This is a genomic window from Mesorhizobium sp. M0778, from assembly GCF_040320105.1.
Taxonomy (GTDB): Bacteria; Pseudomonadota; Alphaproteobacteria; order Rhizobiales; family Rhizobiaceae; genus Mesorhizobium.
On the sequence record NZ_JAMYPA010000020.1, the window covers coordinates 17,495 to 40,862 of the forward strand.

A 23,368-nucleotide genomic window follows, 5' to 3' on the forward strand; every position below is an offset into this window, starting at 1 on the left:
TGGCCTGGTTTCGGCCTATTGGCAAGCGATCTCGTTCAGGATCCAATCACGAAAGGCGCGGATCTTCGGCACGTTGCGCCGCGCCGTCGGATAGACCAGCCAATAGGCATGGCCGTCGTCACCAACAAGATCGAAGGGCTGAATCAGGCGGCCGTCGGCAAGTTCGGTCTTGAACAGCGCCTTGGTGACGATCGCCACGCCATGGCCGGCAATCGCGGCATTGGCCTCGTAGGCCTGCGCGCCCATGCTGGTGCCGGTGCGTTTGGCCAATTCCGCGACCGGCAGGCCGGCGGCGGCAAACCAATCCCGCCACCAGATGTCGCCCGGGTCGAGGATCGGCAGCCGCAGCAGGTCGGCCGGTTCGTTGACGCCGCCGATGCTGGCCGCGAGTTTTGGGCTGAGAACCGGCGTGAAATCGGCCCTGAAAAGCATATGGGTCTCGACGCCCGGCCAGTTGCCGCCGCCGGAGCGGATGGCGATGTCGATATCCTCTCTGGCAAAGTCGACAACCCTGTTCGAAGTATCGACGCGCACCGCCAGCGACGGATGCGCGACCTGGAACGAACCGAGATGCTGCGCCAGCCAATTGGAGGCAAAGGTCAGCAGCGTCGAAACGCAAAGCACGCCATCGGCGCCGGTGCGCGCGGCGGCATAGGCGCCGCTCAACAGCGCGAACGCTTCGCTGACCGCAGGTGCCAGGCGCTGGCCGGGTTCGGTCAGCACGATCTGTTTTGGTTGGCGCAGGAACAAGGGCGCGCCGATGCGCTCCTCCAGAAGCTTGATCTGATAGCTTGCCGCCGCCTGCGTCATGCCAAGCTCCTGGGCGGCCTTGGTGAAGGAGAGATGCCGCGCCACCGCCTCGAATACCCGGATCGCCTGAAGCGGAGGAAGCTGCGAAACCAGCTGTCGTGAATTGAGCTCCGGCATAAGCCCTCCTTATGGGCAGTGATCGACGTTTGATTGGCGGCACCGGCCGGTCCTACCGATATTCCGTGTTGAAGATCAATTACGCCTAGAGATAGCGAAGGCTGACGATCATGACCACAATACAGGAAAAGCTGCTTCTTGCTCCAGCCCACGGCTGGTTTTCACGGCTGGCGCGGGGATTGGCAAGGCACGCGGCGCGGAGACGCGCCTATCTCGACGTCCGGGAACTGCCGCCGCATCTGCAGCGCGACATGGGCTTCCTCGATGGCAACGATCCTTGTGGCCGGCACCAATAATGTCGCTCGTTTTATCGGGAGTTCAGATGCGTTTCGATTTCACCTGATCGTTTCCGACCGCCAGCGGCTCTGAGATCATGCGCCGGCCAGCAAGGCGGCGGCGGTCCGCTCATCGGTGATGAGGCCGTTGACCAGCCGCCGGTTGACGGCGGCGAAGATGCCCGGCAGCTTGCGGTCGCCCATGGCAAGCGCGATCACCAGCGACTTTTCGCGCGACGGCAGCGGCGCTGACGAGACCCGGTCGTTGGTGATGCCTTCGATCATGCGGCCGTCGCGATCGAACACCCAGCCGACGATCTCGGCAACGCCGCCGGCCTTCTGCAGCGCCTTCAATTCACCCTCCGAAATGAAGCCGTCCTCGTAAAGCGGCGCCTTCGGGCCGAGATCGCCGATGCCGACAAAGGTGACGTCGGCCTCGGCCGCAAGCGCCAGGGTCGGCTGGATCATCGGCTGGCTGAGCAGCATCTCGCGCTCTTCGGGCGAGGAAGCGATGACCGGCAAAGGCATCGGAAACGAGCGCGCCTTGACCCTGTCGGCCATGGTGAAGATGACGTTGTAGAAGGCCGCCGAACCGTCTGGCGAGATATTGCCGGTCAGCGACACCACCTTGTGCTGCGGGCATTCCATCGGCGGCAGCTGCTCGATCGCGGCCTTCAGCGTGCGGCCGGTGCCGATCGCCATGACGATCGGTGTGGGCGACCGCAGCCGCCGTTCGATCTCCGCCGCCGCCGCCTCCGCGACCCCGATGACGGTGGAGGACGAAGAAGGGTCGCTCGGCACCACCTCGACCAGATCAAGCGCAAAGCGCGATTTCAGCCGTGCCGCAAGGTCGAGGCAATTGGCGATCGGATGGTCGACGCGCACCTTGATCAACCCTTCGGAGACTGCAAGCGACACCAGCCGCTGCGCCGTCTGCCGGGAGATGCCAAGCGTGGCGGCGATCTGGTCCTGGGTGTTGCCGGCAACGTAATAGAGCCAGCCGGCGCGCGCCGCGTCGTCCAGCCTGTTGCCGCCGCTATCCTGCCGCGAATTCAAGGTCCTGCCTCCCAGCCCGCCGAGCATAAGAGGCGGAGCACCATAGTTTCGCAGGGAATGAGGTCGTGCGCAATTGCCTATTGTACGAGCAATTGCTTAAGGTCCGGACTTGGTGGCTCGAACGAAGTGACGGGGTCGACCTAGTCTCGTCGCAACAGCAAGGCTGTCGAGGTCGCACCAATCTCGGTTCCAAAGCGCGACGTGTTCGATCGGCCTCATGCGACGCGCTTTAGATTCTTTTTATGCATGTCGTTATCACAAAACCGCTGCACACTTTTGCGCGACATGCATTAGCGGGGACGCGGCGGTTTATCTCCCAAGCTAAACGCTTTAAGGGATTCTGGAGAATGGAGCCTCGCATGACGCCGAAAGCGGTTTTCTGGGATATGGACGGCACGCTGGTCGACAGCGAGCCGCTGCACGAGGCGGCGCTGATTGCGGCGCTGCACAGCGTCGGCATCGCGCCGCCGGCCGACCTGCACGAGCGGGTGCTCGGCATCGCCGCATGGCCGGTCTACGAAATGCTGCGCGACGAGTTCGGCCTCGACCTGCCTTTCGACGACTGGATCGTGCGTAAATACGATCACTATCTGCCGATGGCGCAAACGCTGACGCCTCGCAGCGGCGCGATCGAGATTTTCAATGAGCTGCGCGCGCTTGGCGTGCCGCAAGCGGTGGTGTCCAACTCGGACAGGCTGATCGTCGATGCCAATCTGCGCGCCGTAGGCCTCGTCTATCCCGGTATGAAGACGGTCAGCCGCAACGACGTGCGCGAAGGCAAGCCGCACGCCGAACCTTTCCTGCGCGCCGCCTGGCTGGCCGACGTCGATCCCGCCGAGGCCGTGGCGGTCGACGACAGCGTGACGGGCGCCACGGCGGGGCTGGCAGCGGGAATGAAAACGATCTTCTGGCCAGAGGTGCCCATGGAAGGGCCGCCGGGGGCGATTGTCATCAACGGCGCCGACGAATTGCGGGCTCATTTGGGGCTGTAAGCTTGGCTGAAAAGGCCGCCGCAAGCTAGACTTCCTGCAACGCCGATGATTGGCGAAACCAGCGATAACAGCGTCCTTCTCCCCGTCATTGTACGGGGAGAAGGGCGCAGCTCAGTACCGGTAGACAGGCTCCTGCTCGTCGAGGATAGCCTTCAGTTCGGAGAGGTGGCGTTCGGCCTGGCCGGGATAGTCTTCCTGTTCCCTTGCCGCTTTCTCTGCGATCTCATCCGACAGTACCCGCAGCGGCCGGCCGGTCCACAGCGCCTTGATATAGGTTTCGGCGGCGCGCTCGAAATAGAACATGCGGTTGAAGGTGTCGGCGACGCTGTCGCCGATGACCAGCACGCCATGGTTGCCCATCACCATCACCTTGACCTTCGGGTCGACAAGAAGCTGCGAGCAGCGCTCGCCCTCTTCCTCGAGGGCCAGCCCGCCATAATGAGCGTCGACGACATGGCGGTTGAAGAAGATCGCCGAGTTCTGGTCGACCGGCGGCAGCGTCGAGTCGGCGAGCGAGGCAAGCACGGTGGCGTGGATCGAGTGGACATGCATGACGCAGCGCGCATGACGCACGTTGCGATGGATGGCGCGGTGCAGGCCCCATGCCGTCGGGTCGGGCGCATTCGGGCCTGTCAGCGTGTCGGGATCATTGGCGTCGATCAAAAGCAGGTCGCTCGCCTTGATGCGCGAAAAATGCACCTGGTTAGGGTTCATCAGGAATTGCGAGCCATCGTCGTTGACCGCCAGCGAGAAATGGTTGGCCACCGCCTCGTGCATGTTGAGCCGCGCCGTCCAGCGGAAGGCGCAAGCGAGGTCGACGCGCTCCTCATAGAACGGCAGGTTGGTCAGCACTTCCTTCTGCAGGCGCGTGATGCTCATCGTATGTCTCCGCGAATGGAGCGAGCATGCCGCGCGGCTGGAACACCCGCAACCGATTTCGTTTGGTGCAGGCGAGCACTGTCGCCTTACGCCGCCGTGCTGGCGGCGGCGCCGACCCTTAGGCCGCCATGCTCGACGATAAAATCGATGACCTCCTGCAGCCCCTTGCCGCGCGACAGATCGGTGAAACCGAACGGCCGCTTGCCGCGCATGCGGGCGGCGTCGCTCTCCATGACATCGAGATTGACGTTCACATAGGGCGCAAGGTCGCTCTTGTTGATGACCAGGAAATCGGACCGGGTGATCGCCGGTCCGCCCTTGCGCGGAATCTCCTCGCCCTGGCAAACCGAGATGACATAGAGCGTCAGGTCGGCAAGGTCCGGCGAGAAGGTGGCGGCGAGGTTGTCGCCGCCCGATTCGATGAAGATGATGTCGAGATCCGGGAATTTTTTGGTCATTTCGGCAATCGCCTGCAGATTGATCGAGGCGTCCTCGCGGATGGCGGTGTGCGGGCAGCCGCCGGTCTCGACGCCGATGATGCGATCTTCGGGCAGCGCCTGGAGGCGCGCCAGCATCATGGCGTCCTCCTTGGTGTAGATGTCGTTGGTGACGACGGCGATCGAGAACTCGTCGCGCAGCGCCTTGCAGAGCTTTTCGGTGAGCGTCGTCTTGCCGGAGCCGACCGGACCGCCGATGCCGATGCGAAGAGGGCCGTTCGGGGATATCATGCGGGGAACTCCGTGAAGGCAAGGATGGCGAAGCCGAGGCCGATCAGCAGGCACAGCGGCGAATAATAACGCAGATCGAGCCGCGCGAAAGGTTGCTCGGGCGTCAGCCGGCGCCACCACGGCGTGAAGCCGGCAATGCCGCGCGCCAGGAAAACCAGCGCGATGAGCAGCGACGTGGCGGCAAGCCCGGCCTTGGGAAAGGGCGTGGCAAAGATGCCCTCGAGCGCCATCGGCCACAGTGTCGCCAGGCCGAGGCAGGCGGCAACGGCGAAGCTGGCGAAGGGCGCCGGCATTTCGTCGACGCCATGAAAGCCGATGACGGCGCGGGCGCAGGAGGCAGCATCCCTGCCCGGCCAGATGCCGCCAATGGCCCAATAGACATGCAGCGCGGTGATCAGCAGCAGAACCAGCGAGAGGGCGAAAGCGAGGACGATCATGAGCGGAACAGCCGCGAATACTGGGTCTCGTGCCTACTCGCCGTGATGTCGGAGATAAAAGCGCAGCCGCCGAGATCGTCGAGCGTCGAGCCGGTAGCGCGGGCCGCGGTCGCCAAGGCCAGCGGCTCGAAGCCGGCGAGCAGCGTCATCGCAGCACTCTGGCCGACGACACCGAGCCGGATCGCTGCCTGGACGAGGTTGGAAAAGAAGGCCTGCAGGAAGGCGCCCAGCGCGTCCCGCAGCATAAATCCGTGGCCGCCGGCGACGGCACCGACGGCGACGCAATAGGCACATTCGGCCGGCAGGCGGTCCAGCACCTGGCACGGCCAGGCCGAGGCCGCCTTCAGGAAGGCGGCGCCCTGCAGCATGGTTTCGGCATGACGCTCGCGCGAGCCGGCTAAGGCCTCGCCGAGCGCAGCGACCTCGACGAGATCGCCGGCTTCGCGCGCCCGGCGCCAGCTTTCGGCAAACAGCACCGCATCGTTCCAGCCGGAACCCATCTCGACCAGCGTTTCCAGCCACGCGGCGAGGTCTTTGCTGTCGGCAACCAGCCCGGCATGCACGGCTTGTTCCAGGCCATGGCTGTAGGAAAAGCCGCCGACCGGGAAGGAAGGCGACAGCCACGCCATCAGCCGCAACAATGCAATGTTGGAAGGCTGGTCAGTCATGGTCATGGTCGTGCGAATGGCTGTGGGAATGCGATTCGCTATGGCTATGAGAATGCGCTTCGGCGTGGCTGTGCGTATGCGCCTCGGCATGAGCATGGCCGTGCCCGCCATGGCCGGAATAAGCGCCGCGCACCGGCTTGAACGGCTCGGAGACGTCGCTCACAATGGCGCCCAATCCCTCCAGCATCGCCTTGATGACATGGTCGCGCAGGATGAGGATGCGCCCAGCTTCGATTGCGGCGGCGAGATGGCGGTTGCCGATGTGCCAGGCAAGCTCGGCCAGATGGACAGGATCGCTGGCCCTGATGTCATAGAGCGGCTCCTCGGCCGCGATGATCTCGATTTGGCGGCCATCCTCCAGCACCAGCCGGTCACCATGGTTCAACGTCACCGGTTCGGGCAGGTCGACCAGCACCTTGTTGCTACGGGCCGTTTCGATGGCGCGACGGCGCAGATGCCGCTCGTCATGAGCAAGCACCGCACGGTCGTATGGCGTGGCAGTTCCGGCTTCGCCTGCGGCCAGGACGGAGACGGCGCGCGGGAATTTGGTGAAGTCGGTGCGAATATCGAGCTTCATGTAAGACTGCCTTTCGCAAAAAGCCTAGACTATCCGGTCCGCCGCCCCAATGGGGCTCAGACGATCGTGTCGAAGAGCCGCAGGATGAACGATATCTGATAGACGAGCGCGCCGGCGACAAAGGCGATGTGAAAGCGGCGGTCGCGCAGCAGGATCGCAATGACGCAAAGCGCGACGAAAACCGGCGTGCGGATCAGATATTCGATGCCGAAATGGGCGAAATGCTCCGGCCCTTTCAGCAGCGTGTCGATCACGTCGAGCAGATAGGTCGCCGCCAGCAGGCCGAAGAACCAGGCCCGGCGCGAATAAAAGAAATCCTCATAGCTGGTGTAGTCCAGCATCGAATCCGGGAACAGCAGCGCGCAGAGCAGGAACAGCGCGACGGCGTAGAAGATGATGAACAGGTATTTGCCGAAGGTCCAATTCTCGATCTGGAACAGGCCGAACTCCCACCACCAGAAATGCACCAGCATCAGAAGCACCGACGCAACCCAGGCGAGGTGCACGGGATAGAGCCGGTACTGGCCGGGATGCTGGACGATGCGGGCGAGCCCCGACAGCAGCCGTGTGACGCCAAGGCCGATCACCATGCCCAGGACAATGCGGATATGCGGGAAAATGTCGTGGGCGTAAGGGAGTTGCTGGTCCATAGGCCTGGCGCGGCATGTTCTACATCGGTCGTTCTAACGCCTATGGTTCAGAACAGGAAGTAGCGTTGCGCCATCGGCAGCACGGTGGCCGGCTCGCAGGTGAGCAACTCGCCGTCGGCGCGGACCTCGTAGGTTTCGGGGTCGACCTCGACATGCGGCGTGGCGTCGTTGAGCACCATCGAATGCTTGCCGATGCCGCCGCGGGTATTCTCGACCGCCACCATCTGCTTGTCGACGCCGAGCCTGCCGCGCAGGCCGGCGTCGAGCGCGGCTTTCGAAACGAATGTCACCGACGAATTGGTCATCGCCTTGCCATAGGCGCCGAACATCGGCCGATAGTGCATCGGCTGCGGCGTCGGGATCGAGGCGTTGGGATCGCCCATCGGGGCGGCGGCGATCATGCCGCCGATCAGCACCATGTCCGGCTTGACGCCGAAGAACGCCGGATTCCACAGCACGAGATCGGCGCGTTTTCCCACCGCCACCGAGCCAATGTCCTTCGACAGGCCATGCGCGATGGCCGGATTGATGGTGTATTTGGCGATGTAGCGGCGGACGCGGAAATTGTCGTTGTCGCCGGTCTCCTGCGGCAGCGAACCGCGCTGGCGCTTCATCTTGTCGGCGGTCTGCCAGGTGCGGATCGCGACTTCGCCGACGCGGCCCATGGCCTGGCTGTCCGACGAGATGATCGAGAAGGCGCCGATGTCGTGCAGAATGTCTTCGGCGGCGATGGTTTCCTTGCGGATGCGGCTTTCGGCAAAGGCGATATCTTCGGGGATCGACGGCGACAGATGGTGACAGACCATCAGCATGTCGAGGTGTTCGGCCAGCGTGTTGACCGTGTAGGGGCGGGTCGGATTGGTCGAGGACGGAATGACGTTGGGCAGGCCGCAGACCTTGATGATATCAGGTGCGTGGCCGCCGCCGGCGCCTTCGGTGTGGAAGGCATGGATGGTGCGGCCCTTGATCGCCGCCACCGTGTTTTCGACGAAGCCGGACTCGTTCAGCGTGTCGGTGTGGATCATGACCTGCACGTCGTAATCGTCGGCGACCGACAGGCAGCAGTCGATTGCAGCCGGTGTCGTGCCCCAGTCCTCATGCAGCTTCAGCGAGCAGGCGCCGGCGAGCACCATCTCCTCGAGCGCGGCAGGCAGCGACGCGTTGCCCTTGCCCGACAGGCCGATATTCATCGGGAAGGCATCGAAAGACTGGATCATGCGTGCCAGATGCCACGGGCCAGGCGTGCAGGTGGTGGCCAGCGTACCGTGCGCCGGGCCGGTGCCGCCGCCGAGCATGGTGGTGATGCCCGACATCAGCGCTTCCTCGATCTGCTGCGGGCAGATGAAGTGGATATGCGCGTCGAAGCCGCCGGCGGTCAGGATCTTGCCCTCGCCGGCGATGATCTCGGTGCCGGGGCCGATGATGATGGTGACGCCGCCTTGAGTATCCGGATTGCCGGCCTTGCCGATCGCGGCGATACGGCCGTCCCTGAGGCCGATATCTGCCTTGACGATACCGGCGGTGGCATCGACGACCAGCGCATTGGTGATGACGGTGTCGACCGCGCCTTGCGCGCGCGAAACCTGGCTCTGGCCCATGCCATCGCGGATGACCTTGCCGCCGCCGAATTTCACCTCCTCACCGTAAAGGGTGAGATCCTTTTCGACCTCGATGAACAGTTCGGTGTCGGCGAGCCGGACCTTGTCGCCAACGGTCGGGCCGTACATCTGCGCATAGGCGGCGCGGGTGATTTTAGCCATCAGCAATTGCTCCCGAAATACAGCCCGAAAATACCGCTTGTCGAAGCCGGGACCCACATTGCCGCCATCCTATGGTCACGCAATGACCCGCTGAGCGACACTTTCCGATCCCATTTGGCGGTTGAGGTGGGCGGGCCACCCCAAAACGACCATTTGCCAATCGATGGAAAGGAACATCCATGCGCAAAACGACCCTTCTGGCAGCCGCCGCCACGCTGGTGCTCGCAACCGCCGCCAGCGCCCAGCAACAGCCTGCGCAGCAGCCCAGTCCGGCGCCGGCCGCTCCTGCTCCTGCCGCGCCCGGGGCGCAGCCGCAGGCGCCCACCATTCAGGCGATCAATGTCGTCGATATCAAGGATCTGCCGGCGGATACTCAAGCCAAGGTCAACGAGGTGATCGCTAAGCGCAGCGATGCCGATTTGCAGAAGCTGCGCGGCTCGATCGACGCGACACCGGAGGTCAAGTCCGCGCTCGAAGCGAAAGGACTCACCTCGGCGCAGGTGATCGCCGCCAGCATGAGCACCAATGGCGCGCTGACGCTGATCACCAAGAAAGCCAGCTGACGAGGCGAGGCGGCGGGCCGGCGCCCGGTCAGCCCGCCGCATCGCAAAGGGAACCTTCACAGGGGAAGTTACGTTTCGGTCCTGTCGCCCTGACACAAGCCTCGAAAAGGAGCCTGAGAACGAGCGATGGCGATCACCACCTTCTCCGACACCAGATGGCTGCATGGGATTGCTGCGACCGCGTTTCTGGCAGCCAGCATTCCGCACGCCGCGCTGAACGCGCAGAGCCTCGATAGCGCCGAGACCGTCAACCGGATCGTCGGCTCGGAGGTCGGCCAGGAAGAGACCAAGACAAATGCGGAAGCCGGCAAGGTCAGCTCGGCGATCGACCGCACGCGTGAAAACATCGCTGTCGTGCGCAAGACGTCCAAGCTCGACAAGGTCGATATCGTGTTTCTTACCGACGCCGCGCGCACCGAAGGCGGCCCGCCGCCGGCGATCGAAAACAAGGTCAGGCAACATCGGGACGACATTGCCGAGCTGCGCAAGGAGATCGAGGCGAACGCATTGCTGTTCAACGCCATCGACTCGCGGAGAGTGCAAACCGAGGACGTTCTGGCGGTGGAATTCGACAATCCGGGAAAGGTCGTCATCTATGCGGCGGCCAAGCCGCCCGGCTGAGCCGAAACTGCTCGACGCCTTCGATCTCACAGCTTGCCCATGATCTTCTGCTGAAATCCGTAGACCTCGCGCTTGCCGCCGAACGGCACCAGGGTAACGTCACGCTCCTGCCCCGGCTCGAAGCGCATGGCGGTGCCGGCAGCGATGTCGAGGCGCATGCCGCGGGCCTGGTCGCGATCGAATCTCAGCCCTTCATTGGTCTCGAAGAAATGATAATGGCTGCCGACCTGGATCGGCCGATCGCCGCTGTTGGCTACCTTCAAGGTGACGGTCGCCAGACCCTTGTTCAGCTCTATCTCGCCGCTTGCCGTGATGATTTCACCTGGGATCATTGCGGCCCTCACAGGACGCCGAAAGCAAGGCCGGCGCCAATCGTGGCACAGGCGGCCCCGGCGACGCGGGCAAGTCCGCGGAAGCGCCAGCCGAGGTTGAAACCGGCAGTGATGCCGACGGCGTGGAGCAGCGCGGTGGCGGCGGCAAAGCCCGCCATGTAGCCGAGCCCACCCGCATTTTCGGGCACCTCGGTGCCGTGGGCATAGCCGTGGAACAACGCGAACAGGCCGATGACGGCGACGCCGGCCGAGACCGGAAGGTCGACGGCGAGCGCAACCAGCAGCCCGAGCACCACGACGGACGCCAATATGGCCGGCTCGACGAAAGCCATCGGCACATGCAGGATGCCGAGCGCGCCGCCGGCCAGCATGATGCCGACGAAAGCCAGCGGCCATGCCCAGATCGCTTTGTCGCCCTTGAGTGCTGCCCACAGGCCGACGGCAATCATCACCGTCATGTGATCGAGGCCGGAGAGCGGGTGGGTGAAGCCGGCGGTGAAGGACGAAACCGTGCCGTCGCCGACATGGGCATAGGCTGGCCCAGCTGCCGCCAGCAGCAGGACCGCCGACAGCGTTGTGCGTTTCATCGTAGCGGGGATCATCGGCGTACCTTCCATCTTCGAGATCATCATGCCTCTCACGCGGCCTTGCGGGCCGGGCCGCAGCCCTCTGCCTTGAGAATGCGCTGGGTCGAGGCCGGATATTTCTTCAGCATCGCTGCCGGACGGATCGGGCGGGCCGAGAAGTTGCCGCCACAATTCGGACAGGCGCCGCCGAGCACGTTTTGGGCGCAGTCCGCGCAGAAGGTGCATTCGAAGGTGCAGATCACCGCATCTGTCGCATCGGGCGGCAGATCCTTGTCGCAGCATTCGCAGTTGGGACGCAGCTCAAGCATTTTCCTCTCCTCGCCTTTGGTGATTATCTGATCGGTTCGTGCACGGTCACCAGCTTGGTGCCGTCGGGAAACGTCGCCTCGACCTGCACATCGTGGATCATTTCGGCAATGCCTTCCATCACCTGCGCCCGGGTCACGACATGGGCGCCGGCCTCCATCAGCTCGGCGACCGCGCGCCCGTCGCGGGCACCCTCGACGACGAAATCGGTGATCAGCGCGATCGCTTCCGGGTGGTTGAGCTTGACGCCGCGTTCGAGCCGCTTGCGGGCCACGATCGCCGCCATGGCGATCAGCAGCTTGTCTTTCTCCCTCGGCGTCAGATTCATGCTTTTTCCTGCAGTGGCATAATCGAAATCAGAGTGACCATAATTTGGGCAGGCCCGCCCGCCCGTTGAGCAATTCGACAAGCAGCACCAGCCGCTTGCGGAGCTGGTAGCCGTCCTCGGCGAACAGCCTCGCAAGAAGCTTGCCAGATTTCCGCACACTCCAGAAACTGACGCCGCCCTGGCCGCCGACCATGCCCCGGGCCGGCTCGAGCAAAGCCTCTGCCCGCGGCGACACCATCAGCAGCGTCGCCACGGCGATGCCGCCACCGGCCACAGCCGTACGGTTCAAGGTGGCCGCAATGTCGGGCCCGATGCGGAACTCCTCGGCATGGACCAGCGCTCCGTCCTGGCGAACGCGCCAGCGGTCGTGGAAATAGCCTTGCGCTGCCCGTTCGCCCATGGCCAGGCGGCCGAAGACAGTAGCCTCCAGGATCAGCGCCTCGGCTCCGGCGGCAAGCTCCACGTCAAGCGCGCGGGCAAAGACCGAGCGGTCGAAGACGATGGTTTCCTGCGGCAGCCAGGCAATGTGGCCGCCTTCGCCGACGGTCAGTTGCACCCGCACTTCGGCGCGATCGGATGCGGCGCGGTAGATTTTCTCGCAGGCCTGCGTTGTTATGGTTGCTGAGGCGCCGGCACCGACATCGACCTGCCAGGCGAGACGGTCGCCACCGGTCAGCCCACCGGCAGTGTTGATCAGGACAGCTTCGAGCGGATCGGCCGAGACTGCCGGCATGCGGATCTTGGCCGAGCCGTCCTGGTACAGGCGCCGAAGACGCGTGCGGCCTCCGTTCCAGTCGCAGCCAAGCCGCGCGACGCCCGCAACGCGCTGGGCCGGCGGCACCGAGCTCAAGCTATATGCGATCGTATCCACGACACCAACGTTAAGCACTGCGGCGGCTTTGTCGATATATAGCTTGTTGCTTGACAGCGTTTCGGTTTCTATAGAGGGAGCCACCTTGGTACGGTCATCGGCGCCTGGCGGGGGTAAAAGGCGACGATGACGACGTAATCGAGGACAAAAGGGGCGCTGATCAGTTGGCGTCGGGAAACGACAGAGTTGGGGAAGAAACCGAATGGCTGACCAGCTGGCAAACGATATCATCGCCAAGATCAAGGCTCATGCCGAGCCGGGCGGCGAGGAAATCACCACCAGTACCGAACTGACCGCCCTTGGCATCCATTCGCTGGAACTGACGGAAATCATCTTCGATCTCGAGGAAGAGTATGGCATCGAAATCGAGATGAACACGGTCGATGCCTGGAGCAATCTGAAGAATGTCGGCGACATGGTCGAGGCGGTTCGCGCGCTGATCGCGAAAAAAGCCTGACTGAATGCACAAGCGCATCGTCATCACGGGCATCGGCGGATTATGCGGCCTCGGCACCAACGCACCAGCAATCTGGAACGAGATGCGCACCGGCCGTTCGGCAATCGGTGCGATCGTCAATTCCGAGCTGTATGACCTCAAGGTCAGGGTCGGCTGCGAAATCAAAACGCTTCCCGATCACGGCATCGACCGCAAGCAGGTCGTGTCGATGGACCGCTTCAGCCTTCTGGCGACGATCGCCGCGCGGGAGGCGGCACAGCAGGCGGGATTGAACCTGCACGCGGCCAACACCTATCGGATGGGCACCATCGTCGGCGTCGGCGTCTGCGGCTGGGAGGCAATCGAAGAGAGCTATCGCGCCATCCTGCTCGAAGGCAAGAACCGCGCCGGCATCTTCACCGTGCCGAAAGTAATGCCGGGCGCTGCCGCCGGCCACGTCAGCATGAATCTTGGTCTGCGCGGGCCGGTCTTCGGCATCACCTCTGCCTGCTCGTCATCCAACCACGCCATTGCCTCGGCGGTCGACCAGATCAGGCTCGGCCGTGCCGACGTCATGGTCGCCGGCGGCACCGATGCGCCGCTGGTCTGGGGCATCCTCAAGGGCTGGGAGGCCCTGCGGGTATTGTCGCCGGACACCTGCCGGCCGTTTTCGGCCGATCGCCAAGGCCTTGTGCTCGGCGAGGGTGCGGGCATGGTGGTGCTGGAAACCTATGAGCATGCCATGGCGCGCGGCGCCGCCATCCTTGCCGAAATCGCCGGCGTCGGCCTTTCCGCCGACGCCTCCGACATCGTTGCGCCGACCATCGAAGGGCCGGAGGCGGCGATGCGCTTCTGCCTCGTCGATGCCGGGCTCAATCCGGAAGACGTCGACTATCTCAACGCGCATGGCACCGGCACCAAGGCCAACGACCAGATCGAGACGGCGGCGATCAAGCGTGTCTTCGGCGGCCATGCCTACAAGCTTTCCATCTCCTCGACCAAATCGATGCACGCCCACTGTCTCGGCGCGTCCGGCGCGCTGGAAATGATCGCCTGCGTGATGGCGATCCGCGACGGCATCGTGCCGCCGACCGCCAACTATCGGGAAGCCGACGCCGACTGCGATCTCGACATCACGCCGAACGTGGCGCGCGAGCGCGCTGTGCGCACCGCGATCAGCAACAGCTTCGCCTTCGGCGGCACCAATGCGGTGCTGGCGGTCAAAGCCGCCTGAACCGCACCCCTTGCCGGGTTTCGTCGGGGCCGGTGAAACTTTCCATGCGCATATTGATCGCGCCAGGCGTCGCGCCTAACTCTCTGCGACCCGCCGTGACCGCGCCGTTCGGGGCGCCCCCCGACCAGGAGTTTCGATGACCGATCTGTCCGCGTTTCCGATTGCCACGCGCTGGCCGGCAAACCATCCCGACCGCATCCAGCTTTATTCGTTTCCGACGCCGAACGGAGTGAAGATATCGATCGCGCTGGAGGAACTTGGCCTGCAGTACGAGCCGCATGCCGTCGACATCGGCAAGAACGAAAGTTGGACACCGGAATTCCTGTCTTTGAACCCGAACGGCAAGATACCGGCGGTGATCGATCCGGACGGCCCGGGCGGCAAACCGATCGGCCTGTTCGAATCCGGCGCCATCCTGCTCTACCTCAGCGACAAGACCGGCAAGCTGGTCCCGGCAGACGCAACGCTGCGTTACGAGACGATCCAGTGGGTGTTCTTCCAGATGGCTTCGATCGGGCCGATGTTCGGCCAAGTCGGGTTCTTCCACAAATTCGCCGGGCGCGAAATCGCCGACAAGCGCCCGCTGGAACGTTATCGCGACGAGTCGCGACGGCTGATCGGCGTCCTCGAAACGAGGCTCAAGGGCCGCAGCTGGATCATGGGCGACGATTACACCATCGCCGACATTTCGATGCTTGGATGGGTGCGCAATCTGATCGGCTTTTATGAGGCACGGGAACTCGTCGGTTTCGACGATTTCCCCAGCGTCGGCGCATGGCTGGAGCGCGGCCTTGCCCGGCCGGCGGTGCAGAGGGGCCTCACCATTCCGGCCAGAGCCTGATCGAAAGCCAGACTGGCCCGGCTATTTTGCCTTGGTCCGGGGTTTCGAGCCCTTGCCGACTACGGAAGCGGCAAGCGAGGCCGCACCTTTGGCGGTCGCAAGCACGGCACCAGCGGCGACGTTAGCCGTCGTTTTGACGGTGCGCATTGCGCTGCCTGCGATCGAGCCTCTGCTGCTTGCCGGCTTTTTAGGGCTGGCGGCTTTGGGAGCTGCGGCCTTGTTCGCAGCAGGCACCACCTTCTTCGGCGCCGCCTTGCCAAAGCTGGGCTTTGCAGCGTCCTTGGAGCGGGCCGCCACTGCCGGGCCGGCGCTGGTTTTCGCTCGGGTTGCTTTTGATCGTGTTGCCCTGCCCTTGGCGGGCGCAGGCTTTCTTGCCATGGTTTCCATCGAACTGTTCCCTCATGCGGCACGATTGCCGTGTCCGGGATAACGGCCTGAAAGTGTTAAGGTTCCGGCCGAACAGTCCTTACAGATCAGGCCTGTTCACCAACCACCAGGTCGGCGGGCCGCCGACGGGCAAGCACGCGATCGATGTTCGGCATGTCGTTGGAAGCAATCCAGGCGCGCGCGTCCTCGTCGGACCGGCCGTGCTCGTGCCATCGCTCCAGCAGTCGGCGCTCGAGGTCGGCGCGCGGCACATCGACAAAGATCGAGAAGTCGAACAGCGCCGCCAGCCGCGTCCATGGCTCTTCGTCGAGCAGCAGATAATTGCCTTCGACCAGGATGAATTTGGTGTCGGCGGCGATGATCGCAGCGGCGGCGCGCGACAGCTCCATGCTGCGGTCGAAGACCGGGATCGCGATATCCGGCTCGCCGGCGCGGATGCGCTTGAGCAGCGTTTCGAAGCCGGCAAAATCAAAGGTTTCCGGGGCACCTTTTCGTTGGCGAAGGCCGCGTCGCTCGAGCACGACATCATCGTAATGGAAGCCATCCATCGGCACGACTTCCGCCGTGCCTTCCGGCAGCAGGTCGTGCAAGCCTGCCGACAATGTCGATTTGCCGGCGCCGGGCGGACCGGCAATGGCAACGATGAAGCGCGGCGCCTTGCCGGCGCGCTTGAAGATGGCAGCAGCAATATGGGCGATCTCGGACATTGGAGCCTTTCTGGCTGAGTGTTTTCGATCTTGGCGACAATTCGCGGGAATTTCAAACCCGAGATTAGTTTCCTCGCTCAGGGATTTTGACCGTCCGTCGGCAAATCGCAAAGCTTTGAGATTGCCCGAAACGATCGTCCCTTTCGTCATCCTGGGGCGGAGCAAGGAGCGAAGCGACGCAGCGCAGACCCCGGGATCCATGCCGTGACATCAGGGCGCCTCAGCGGCGCAGAATTCTGTTCCGCCGCATTCCTCGACGACGGTCGCGGCATGGATCCCAGGGTCTCCGCGACGTCGCTTCGCTCCTGCTCCGCCCTGGGATGACGAAGGTGGGGAGGCGAGCTCTCAAGCTGGGGCCGACCTGCCGATCCGCAGGAAGTCGCTGTCGAAGCCAATGTCGCGCACGGCGCCGTCGGCGGCCAGGATGCGCATGCGGCCCGGTAAGCTCGCGACGTCGCGCGGCGGCTCGCCGGACGGCCACGGCAGTGCGCCGATGACATGGCGGAACGAAAAGCTGCGCCCTTCAGAAAGCGCACAGGCGGTCGCCACGCCTTCGCGCTTCAGCCAGTTGTCGCCGAGCGATGCGGCGTGGCCGACAGCGGTGCGGCCATCCTCGATGCCGAGCACGCCGCGATGGCGGCCGCTCCATGGCGCATAATCGCGCCCGCCATTGCTGACCCACAGCATGGTCACCGGCAGTTCAGCCGGGTTCTTCAGCACCAGCACGAGATCTGCTTCCGCCTGGCGCGCCAGCGCGGTCCAGCCCGGCCCGCCATGATCGGCCTCGACCAGCGTGACAAAGTCCTCACGCTGCTGGTCCATGCGATAGGCGGTCAGGTCGATCATGCCGCCGTCGGCGGCGGGAAAGCGCGTCAGGTCGGCGGTCCGTGCCGGGTAGGCGAGCAAAGAGCGGCCGCGAGCCGGATCGGGTTCCGGCGCCTCGTTCGGCGTTGCGGCAAAGCGCTTCGCCGAGAAAGCCAGCCTGCCGCCGGCCGTCATTACCGTCATCGGGTGGTGGGCGACGGGAATGGCGCCGACGCCGCCGGAAAAGACGTGCTCCTGATAGAGAACGGGATGATCGTCGCGCAAGGTCAGGATCTTGTCGACGGTTGCGCCCATGACCGGGCGCTGCAGACGGAAGACGGCGCGCCAGCCATCGGCCGTCGCGGCGCTGTCGACGACGTCCCAGCGACTATTGGCCGGCCAGCCATGCAAGGGTGCCGCTTCGACGTCGCTGCTCGAGAACGGCGCGCAGAGGAAATCGCCGGACAGGTGGACCGTCCCTTCAGGCAGATCTTTCGGCAGCGTCTCGCGCGGCTCTTCGACCCAGGGTGCGCGATGCAGCGGCTTCAGCCGACGGCCGTCGATCTCGATCGCCATGTCGGCGAGATGGCCGACGGCAAGATCAACCGATACCGAAATCCCCTTTGCCGTAATCGTGACCGTATCCATATGCACCTACCGATTCTGCCAGCCCGATTCTGGCGGCCCGATTCTGCCGGCGCCAGCAAAGCCCACTCGCCGCCCCTTGCGCAAGCGCGGTGGCCGGCAATTCGCATCGGACGGCTTGGCACAGCCGCCACGTCGGCCTGTGGACAGGGCACCATTCCAGGGTTCCGACGATATTAACCAAATGGACTGTGCCTTTGCGTTAAGATAGCTTCGCCTCGTCTCAGAAACAGCCTGCCTTCGGAACTGACTTGTCCGCCTTCCGGTTCTTTTCGCTCATCCACAACTACGTCGCCATGCTGGCGCTGCTGCTGCTTGCTGCCGGCTGCACGACGGTGGCGCCGCCCGACAGCGTGCTGGCGGTGCCGGCGCCGCCGCAGAAATACGCCGCGATGGTCATCGATGCCGGCACCGGCAAGACGCTGTTCGAGGTCAATTCGACGGCGCCGCGTTATCCGGCGTCACTGACCAAGATGATGACGCTCTACCTTCTGTTCGAGGCGCTGGACCAGGGCCGCATCAGCAAGGAGACGCAAATTCCGGTGTCGGACAACGCCGCCCGGCAGCCGCCGACCAAGCTGCGGTTCAGGCGCGGCGAGACCATCGACGTCGATTCGGCGATCCGCGCGATCGTCGTCAAATCGGCCAATGACGTGGCGGTCGCCGTCGCCGAATATCTCGGCGGCAGCGAAGAGGCGTTCGCCGGCATGATGACCGCCAAGGCGCGCCAGATCGGCATGAGCAGCACCGTATTCCGCAACGCGTCGGGCCTGCCGGACGGCGACCAGCACACGAGCGCGCGCGACATGGCGGTGCTCGGCATGGCGCTGCACGCCCGCTTCCCGCAGCATTTCCACTATTTCTCCGAAAGCGACTTCATGTTCCGCGGCAGGCTGGTGCGCGGCCACAACGACATGCTCGGCCGGGTGCGCGGCGTCGACGGCATCAAGACCGGCTACATCAGGGCTTCCGGCTTCAACATCGTTACTTCCTATGATGCGGACGGGCACCGGCTGATCATCGTGGTGATGGGCGCCGACAGCGCGCGCCAGCGCAACGACCATGTCGAGGCGCTGATCCAGCGCAGCCTGTCGACGGCATCGGCGGCAAAGACGCGGCTGCTGTACGCCGAGGAGCAGTGACGGCTGACGTCCGGCGGGCGGCGGATCAGGGCGCTCATCGGGCGACAAACGCAGAACCGCCGTTTTGAGCGACACTGCTGAGATACTTCGCAGGCGGCTTGCCAAGCGCTTTCTTGAACATGGTGATGAAGGCGGTGACCGATTCGTAACCGAGATCGGCCGAAACCTGCTGCACGCTCGCGCCGGAGGCGAGCTCGCGCATTGCGACGATCAAATGCAATTGCTGGCGCCAGCGCCCGAAGGTCAGCCCTGTCTCCTTTACCACGAGACGTGCGAGACTGCTCTGGCTGAGCGCGACGCGATTGGCCCATTCCGCCAGGGTGCTGCGGTCGGCAGCATTTTGCGCCAACGCCGCCGCGATACGCCTCAAGCGCGGCTCGGACGAGATCGGCAAATGCAGCTGCTGGACAGGCATGCGCGGCAGTTCGGCGAGCAGTACCCTGGTCAGGAGCTCGCTCCTGGCGTCATCGTCCTCACCGCGATCCGCCAGCTCGATGATGAGCTCGCGCAGCAACGGCGAGATCGAAAGCGTGCAGCACCGGTCCGGCAGCTCGGCAGCTCCCGGCTCGATATAAACGAAGAAAATCCGGGCATTGGCGGTCGCGACATTGCTGTGCTCCATGTTGCCCGGAATCCACACCGCGCAATGGGGCGGCACCATCCACAGGCCGCTGGGGACGCGGCATGTGACGCCGCCGCCGAGCGCGAAGACGAGTTGGCCTTTGCGGTGGTGGTGGTCCGGCACCTCCGCCCTGGTTTCGGTAACGTCAACGCGCACGGCGATTGCCGGCGCAAGGACGTCATCCGGATCGAAATTCGGCCAGGGGTAGCGGAGAGGCTGTTTCATATTGACTGATTTTAGCGATCAAGTGCCAAGATATCTAAATTACTCAAACAGGAAAGTCGATAGTTTAGGGCCTTGAGTAACTCAGAAGACGACAGGGCGGGCTTCCAGATAGTCATACCCTGCTTGCGTTCTGAACGTCGGACCAACAAGCCCGGCGCACGAAAACAGACTGGCGTCCCCCATGCAGCAAGAAAGGACGATACCAATGCTCGCCTTGGTCACATCTCCGGACAGCGCCACCGGGTTGAGGCTCGCCGAGCTTGGCGAGCCCGAGCCCGCCCCGCACGAGGCGCTGGTCTCGGTCCGGGCAGTCTCGCTCAACCGCGGCGAACTGCGCCTGCTCAACATCCGCCCGAACGGCTGGGTGCCTGGCCAGGACGTCGCTGGAATTGTCGAGCGCGCCGCGGCCGATGGCTCCGGGCCGGCTGTCGGCGCCCGCGTTGCGGCTCTGGTCGACCAGGCCGGGTGGGCCGAACGTGTTGCCGTTCCAACCGACCACCTCGCCGTCCTGCCGGACGACGTCAGCTTCGTTGCCGCCGCCACTGTTCCGGTCGCAGGCACGACCGCGCTGCGGACCCTGCGCCTCGGCGGCGACCTGGCCGGCCAGCGGGTCCTGATTACCGGCGCAAGCGGCGCGGTCGGCCGTTTCCAGATCCAGATCGCCCGCCAGCAGGGCGCGTCGGTGACTGCGGTCGCCGCCGCCCGGCATGCCGCGGATCTCCGCGGCCTGGGAGCCGAGCGCGTCGTCGAAACGATCGAGCTGGCCGAAGGACTGTTCTCGCTGATTACCGAGTCGGTCGGCGGCGATAGCCTCGCCCACGCGATCGAACGCGTCGCGCCGGGCGGGACCGTCGTCATGTTCGGCTCGAGCAGCGGCGAACTCACGCCCATCGGCTTCCGCCAATTCGTTCCGGGGCACGAAGGTGCGCGGCTGCAGACCTTCGCCTACTACGCTTCCGGTCCGGAGGTTGGCGCCGACATCGCCTCGCTGCTCGCGCTGATCGCAGCCGGCCGGCTCGAAACGCGCGTAGTCCTGACCGTGCCGTGGCGGCACGTCGGCCAAGCCCTCGACGCGCTGCGGCAGCGCAGCATCAGCGGCAAGGCGGTGCTTACCGTGACCGAATGAGCAGGCCGTGGCGCCGGACGGGACGGTGTCTGTCTCCCCCGGGCAGCTACGGCAACTTGAGCCCGCTGGCGATTGCCCGTTGAAGCCAGCGCCTGCTTCCGCTAAGAAGCCGTGGCTGGCCGGTTTACCGGCTGGTTCGTTTTTGGGATCACCGATCCTGAAGGCACCCGTAGCTCAGCTGGATAGAGCGCTGCCCTCCGAAGGCAGAGGTCACAGGTTCGAATCCTGTCGGGTGCGCCATTTAAAGCTTTTGTAAATCAATAGCTTATGATGACCGCGCCTCCCAGAAATGCTCCTTTCTACAGCCAGTCACAATCTGGTCACAAGGAGCAACGCCACATGGCGTCAATACGCAAACGAAACGACAAGTGGCAGGCGCAAGTCCGACGCACTGGCCATACCCCTAGAACCAAAAGCTTCATCAACCGAGCTGATGCATTGTGCTGGATACGGCATTAAGCCGCTGGCTCTGGCGCGGGGCTTAGACGACCTCATCCGGCGTTGTCATTACACGAACTTGCAGCCGCTATGGCGGCGCGAGAACAGACTGAAGGGTGGGGCCTAGTGCCCCGTCTCACTCGCATATCTGTATCAGCTCGACGTCTCAGCCTTAGGAACGCGCCAAATACAGATATACTAAGACGGCGACGAACGCGGCAAACGTCCAGCCATCATTGACATACTGAATAAGACTAAGAATCTCGATGACCTTCATCATGACGATATCCCATCAATCGCGTGCGCATGCGCTCCGCGTAAGAGAGTGGGATCGTCCATGCGCAGCCTAGGCCCACCGCGCGGGTGCCAGTCACGACACCGGAAGATCATGCTGCCGCTTTACGTCCGGCTGACGGGCTGCCACCCCAACTTCTGGCCTTCGACACAGTCCGGAAACTCGGAATTTAGGCTTATACCGTCGGACTGGTTCCCATTTAGGAGCCTTTAGGCCGTAAGCGGGCAGCTGAGGCCGTTCAGCGCTGGTAATTCCATGGCATGAGGGCGTCGATATTGCTGTTTGGCCAGCCATTGGCAATGCGCTCGAGGGTCAGGGTGAGCCAGGCGTGCGGATCGACCTGATTCATCTTGGCGGTGGTCAGCAGGGTGGCGATGGTGGCCCATGTCCGTCCGCCGCCGTCGCTGCCCGCGAAGAGGCTGTTCTTTCGGGTAATTGTCTGTGGCCGGATGGCGCGCTCGACGGTGTTGGAGTCGATTTCGATGCGGCCGTCGGTGAGGAAGCGCTCCAGCGCGGCACGCCGGCCGAGTGCATAGCGGATCGCCTCGGCCGGTTTCGATTTTCCCGACAGCTTGGGCAGCTCCTTTTCCCACAGCGCAAAGAGAGCGGCAACGATGACGGCGGATTTCTCCTGACGCGCAGTTATCCGTACTGCCGGGTCCTGGCCGCGTACGGCCTCCTCGGCGGCCCACAGTGGGGCCATCTGCGCCACCGTCTGCGAGGCGATAACGGAGGAGCCTGCGGCATGCAGTTCGTAGAACTTGCGCCGCACGTGCGACCAGCACGCCGCCAGCATCACGCCGTCATTGCCCCGATCGGATCGGGCCAGCCGGTTATAGGCGGCGTATCCGTCGACTTGCAGGATGCCGCGATAGCCGTCCAGATGACGGGCGACACATTCGCCGGCGCGGCTGTCCTCGAAGCGGTAGGCGACGATGGGCGGTCCACTGCCGCCAAAGGGCCGATCATCGCGGACATAGGTCCAGAGGTAGGCCGTCTTGGCCTTGCCAGATCCCGGCGCCAGCGTTGGCAGCGTGGTCTCATCGGCGAAGACCCGCTCCCCCTGCTTGATGCGAGCCAGTGCGTAATCGGCGAGCGGCTCGAGCTCGAAGCCGAGCTTGCCCATCCACTGCGCCATCTGTGACCGGTCGATCTCGACCTGATCGCGGGCATAGATCGCTTCCTGGCGGTAGAGCGGCAGGCCATCGGCGTATTTCGACACCGCGATCTGCGCCAGCAGCGCTTCGGTCGGAATGCCGCTTTCGATGATGCGGGCGGGCGCGGCTGCCTGGATGACGCCGTCCCAACCCTTGTAGGCATATTTGGGGCGACGCGTAACGATCACCCGGAACTTCGCCGGGGTGACATCGAGCCGTTCGGAGACGTCCTCGCCGATCAGGATCTTTTCCAGCGCTTCGCAGCCAGCAGGCGTTTCGGGCTCGATGACCACCTCGACCCGTTCGAGATGGGCCGCAAAGCCTTTGCGAGGGCGCGGGGCGCGCTTCGCTTTCGAGCCGCCCGCAGACTTCTCCATCTGCGCTTGGATGGCCGCCACGCCGGTTTCGATCTCGTCGAAGACCAGAGCGTACTGCTCCTCGCTCAGCGCACCGGCCCGCAACCTTTCGGAGCGGCTGCCGAAGCGCGACCGCTCCAGCATCTTCACCACCGCCGTCAGTCGTGCGATCCGCTCCTCAGCGCTCTTGTTGACCAACTCGAGATGCGTATTGTGGGCTTCGAGATCGGCATTACGCTCTTCCAGACCGGCGGCTTTTTCGGCCATGGCAACAACCATCGCCTTGAGCGCGTCAACGTCGTCCGGGAGCGCGAGATCGGGTGCCGACATGGCCAAAATCAGAGCATATTCGCGGGCAATTTTCCCGCGTTTTCAGGCCCCTGATTCATCATGCCG

28 protein-coding genes and 1 tRNA gene are annotated in these 23,368 nt (G+C 64.0%); 11 read left to right on the forward strand and 18 right to left on the reverse strand.

Going from position 1 to position 23,368, the window contains the following annotated elements:
- Positions 1-15: 15 nt before the first annotated feature.
- On the reverse strand, positions 16-927 hold the full coding sequence (gcvA, locus tag NKI22_RS23900) for a transcriptional regulator GcvA (protein WP_023722531.1): 912 nt from the start codon (positions 925-927) through the stop codon (positions 16-18).
- Positions 928-1,037: 110 nt separating this feature from the next.
- On the opposite strand from gcvA, the gene NKI22_RS23905 reads away from it, so the two are divergent.
- The gene (locus NKI22_RS23905) at positions 1,038-1,223 is read left to right on the forward strand and encodes a hypothetical protein (protein WP_352481509.1); all 186 of its coding nucleotides are present in this window, start codon (positions 1,038-1,040) and stop codon (positions 1,221-1,223) included.
- 75 nt (positions 1,224-1,298) lie between these two features.
- Here NKI22_RS23905 and NKI22_RS23910 read toward each other — a convergent pair whose 3' ends face one another.
- A complete protein-coding gene (locus NKI22_RS23910; RefSeq protein WP_023722533.1) occupies positions 1,299-2,258 on the reverse strand; it encodes a sugar-binding transcriptional regulator in 960 nt (319 codons plus the stop codon).
- 359 nt (positions 2,259-2,617) lie between these two features.
- Between NKI22_RS23910 and NKI22_RS23915 the strand changes: the two genes are divergently transcribed.
- A complete protein-coding gene (locus NKI22_RS23915) occupies positions 2,618-3,250 on the forward strand; it encodes an HAD family hydrolase (protein ID WP_352852147.1) in 633 nt (210 codons plus the stop codon).
- Positions 3,251-3,361: 111 nt separating this feature from the next.
- Here NKI22_RS23915 and NKI22_RS23920 read toward each other — a convergent pair whose 3' ends face one another.
- The 7 genes from NKI22_RS23920 to ureC form a co-directional block, all read right to left on the reverse strand.
- Entirely contained in the window at positions 3,362-4,129 is a 768-nt protein-coding gene (locus NKI22_RS23920) for a class II aldolase and adducin N-terminal domain-containing protein (protein ID WP_352791971.1), read from the reverse strand.
- Between the two features lie 86 nt (positions 4,130-4,215).
- Positions 4,216-4,857 (reverse strand): urease accessory protein UreG, encoded by a 642-nt coding sequence (ureG, locus tag NKI22_RS23925; protein ID WP_352791970.1) that lies wholly within the window; start codon positions 4,855-4,857, stop codon positions 4,216-4,218.
- A complete protein-coding gene (locus NKI22_RS23930) occupies positions 4,854-5,294 on the reverse strand; it encodes a DUF3995 domain-containing protein (RefSeq protein WP_023722538.1) in 441 nt (146 codons plus the stop codon). The genes ureG and NKI22_RS23930 overlap by 4 nt, the downstream gene beginning before the upstream one ends.
- Entirely contained in the window at positions 5,291-5,962 is a 672-nt protein-coding gene (locus tag NKI22_RS23935; protein WP_352495055.1) for an urease accessory protein UreF, read from the reverse strand. The genes NKI22_RS23930 and NKI22_RS23935 overlap by 4 nt, the downstream gene beginning before the upstream one ends.
- Positions 5,955-6,539, reverse strand: a complete 585-nt coding sequence (locus tag NKI22_RS23940; RefSeq protein ID WP_352852151.1) for an urease accessory protein UreE — start codon at positions 6,537-6,539, stop codon at positions 5,955-5,957. The genes NKI22_RS23935 and NKI22_RS23940 overlap by 8 nt, the downstream gene beginning before the upstream one ends.
- A 56-nt stretch (positions 6,540-6,595) precedes the next feature.
- A complete protein-coding gene (locus NKI22_RS23945) occupies positions 6,596-7,189 on the reverse strand; it encodes a hypothetical protein (RefSeq protein ID WP_023722541.1) in 594 nt (197 codons plus the stop codon).
- A gap of 47 nt (positions 7,190-7,236) precedes the next feature.
- Entirely contained in the window at positions 7,237-8,949 is a 1,713-nt protein-coding gene (gene ureC / locus NKI22_RS23950) for an urease subunit alpha (protein WP_502895920.1), read from the reverse strand.
- 179 nt (positions 8,950-9,128) lie between these two features.
- Between ureC and NKI22_RS23955 the strand changes: the two genes are divergently transcribed.
- A complete protein-coding gene (locus tag NKI22_RS23955) occupies positions 9,129-9,512 on the forward strand; it encodes a hypothetical protein (protein WP_023722543.1) in 384 nt (127 codons plus the stop codon).
- A 126-nt stretch (positions 9,513-9,638) separates the two neighbouring features.
- Positions 9,639-10,133 carry a hypothetical protein gene (locus NKI22_RS23960; protein ID WP_352852154.1) on the forward strand — a complete coding sequence of 165 codons (495 nt, stop codon included), beginning with the start codon at positions 9,639-9,641 and terminating at the stop codon, positions 10,131-10,133.
- A gap of 26 nt (positions 10,134-10,159) precedes the next feature.
- On the opposite strand, the gene NKI22_RS23965 is transcribed toward NKI22_RS23960, so the two are convergent.
- Genes NKI22_RS23965 through NKI22_RS23985 form a run of 5 tightly spaced genes read right to left on the reverse strand, consistent with a single transcriptional unit; the run spans position 10,160 to position 12,557 of the window.
- Entirely contained in the window at positions 10,160-10,465 is a 306-nt protein-coding gene (locus NKI22_RS23965; protein ID WP_023722545.1) for an urease subunit beta, read from the reverse strand.
- A gap of 8 nt (positions 10,466-10,473) precedes the next feature.
- Positions 10,474-11,067 (reverse strand): HupE/UreJ family protein, encoded by a 594-nt coding sequence (locus tag NKI22_RS23970; protein ID WP_031195187.1) that lies wholly within the window; start codon positions 11,065-11,067, stop codon positions 10,474-10,476.
- 35 nt (positions 11,068-11,102) lie between these two features.
- Positions 11,103-11,360 (reverse strand): DUF1272 domain-containing protein, encoded by a 258-nt coding sequence (locus tag NKI22_RS23975; RefSeq protein ID WP_023722547.1) that lies wholly within the window; start codon positions 11,358-11,360, stop codon positions 11,103-11,105.
- Positions 11,361-11,383: 23 nt separating this feature from the next.
- Entirely contained in the window at positions 11,384-11,686 is a 303-nt protein-coding gene (locus tag NKI22_RS23980) for an urease subunit gamma (protein ID WP_023677011.1), read from the reverse strand.
- Positions 11,687-11,714: 28 nt separating this feature from the next.
- The gene (locus NKI22_RS23985; protein WP_352852156.1) at positions 11,715-12,557 is read right to left on the reverse strand and encodes an urease accessory protein UreD; all 843 of its coding nucleotides are present in this window, start codon (positions 12,555-12,557) and stop codon (positions 11,715-11,717) included.
- A gap of 202 nt (positions 12,558-12,759) precedes the next feature.
- On the opposite strand from NKI22_RS23985, the gene NKI22_RS23990 reads away from it, so the two are divergent.
- The 4 genes from NKI22_RS23990 to NKI22_RS24005 all read left to right on the forward strand — a co-directional run bounded on the left by NKI22_RS23990 (position 12,760) and on the right by NKI22_RS24005 (position 15,498).
- Positions 12,760-13,014 (forward strand): acyl carrier protein, encoded by a 255-nt coding sequence (locus tag NKI22_RS23990; protein WP_023677013.1) that lies wholly within the window; start codon positions 12,760-12,762, stop codon positions 13,012-13,014.
- A 4-nt stretch (positions 13,015-13,018) separates the two neighbouring features.
- Positions 13,019-14,227 (forward strand): beta-ketoacyl-[acyl-carrier-protein] synthase family protein, encoded by a 1,209-nt coding sequence (locus NKI22_RS23995; RefSeq protein ID WP_352495057.1) that lies wholly within the window; start codon positions 13,019-13,021, stop codon positions 14,225-14,227.
- Between the two features lie 136 nt (positions 14,228-14,363).
- Positions 14,364-15,068, forward strand: a complete 705-nt coding sequence (locus NKI22_RS24000; protein ID WP_352852158.1) for a glutathione S-transferase family protein — start codon at positions 14,364-14,366, stop codon at positions 15,066-15,068.
- 88 nt (positions 15,069-15,156) lie between these two features.
- A complete protein-coding gene (locus tag NKI22_RS24005; protein ID WP_352852160.1) occupies positions 15,157-15,498 on the forward strand; it encodes a hypothetical protein in 342 nt (113 codons plus the stop codon).
- Between the two features lie 43 nt (positions 15,499-15,541).
- Here NKI22_RS24005 and NKI22_RS24010 read toward each other — a convergent pair whose 3' ends face one another.
- Both NKI22_RS24010 and NKI22_RS24015 read right to left on the reverse strand, forming a co-directional pair.
- A complete protein-coding gene (locus NKI22_RS24010; RefSeq protein WP_352852162.1) occupies positions 15,542-16,162 on the reverse strand; it encodes a nucleoside triphosphate hydrolase in 621 nt (206 codons plus the stop codon).
- Between the two features lie 345 nt (positions 16,163-16,507).
- Positions 16,508-17,614, reverse strand: a complete 1,107-nt coding sequence (locus NKI22_RS24015) for a hypothetical protein (RefSeq protein ID WP_352852164.1) — start codon at positions 17,612-17,614, stop codon at positions 16,508-16,510.
- 248 nt (positions 17,615-17,862) lie between these two features.
- Between NKI22_RS24015 and NKI22_RS24020 the strand changes: the two genes are divergently transcribed.
- Positions 17,863-18,753: a D-alanyl-D-alanine carboxypeptidase family protein gene (locus NKI22_RS24020; RefSeq protein ID WP_502897715.1), complete on the forward strand. Its 891-nt coding sequence runs from the start codon at positions 17,863-17,865 to the stop codon at positions 18,751-18,753.
- 34 nt (positions 18,754-18,787) lie between these two features.
- On the opposite strand, the gene NKI22_RS24025 is transcribed toward NKI22_RS24020, so the two are convergent.
- The gene (locus tag NKI22_RS24025) at positions 18,788-19,600 is read right to left on the reverse strand and encodes an AraC family transcriptional regulator (protein WP_352852166.1); all 813 of its coding nucleotides are present in this window, start codon (positions 19,598-19,600) and stop codon (positions 18,788-18,790) included.
- Positions 19,601-19,805: 205 nt separating this feature from the next.
- On the opposite strand from NKI22_RS24025, the gene NKI22_RS24030 reads away from it, so the two are divergent.
- Positions 19,806-20,726, forward strand: a complete 921-nt coding sequence (locus NKI22_RS24030; protein ID WP_352852226.1) for a zinc-binding dehydrogenase — start codon at positions 19,806-19,808, stop codon at positions 20,724-20,726.
- 163 nt (positions 20,727-20,889) lie between these two features.
- Positions 20,890-20,966 (forward strand) — tRNA-Arg (locus NKI22_RS24035).
- 731 nt (positions 20,967-21,697) lie between these two features.
- Here the strand turns inward: NKI22_RS24035 and tnpC are convergent.
- Positions 21,698-23,302 (reverse strand): IS66 family transposase, encoded by a 1,605-nt coding sequence (tnpC, locus tag NKI22_RS24040; protein ID WP_352709044.1) that lies wholly within the window; start codon positions 23,300-23,302, stop codon positions 21,698-21,700.
- Between the last annotated feature and the right edge of the window lie 66 nt (positions 23,303-23,368).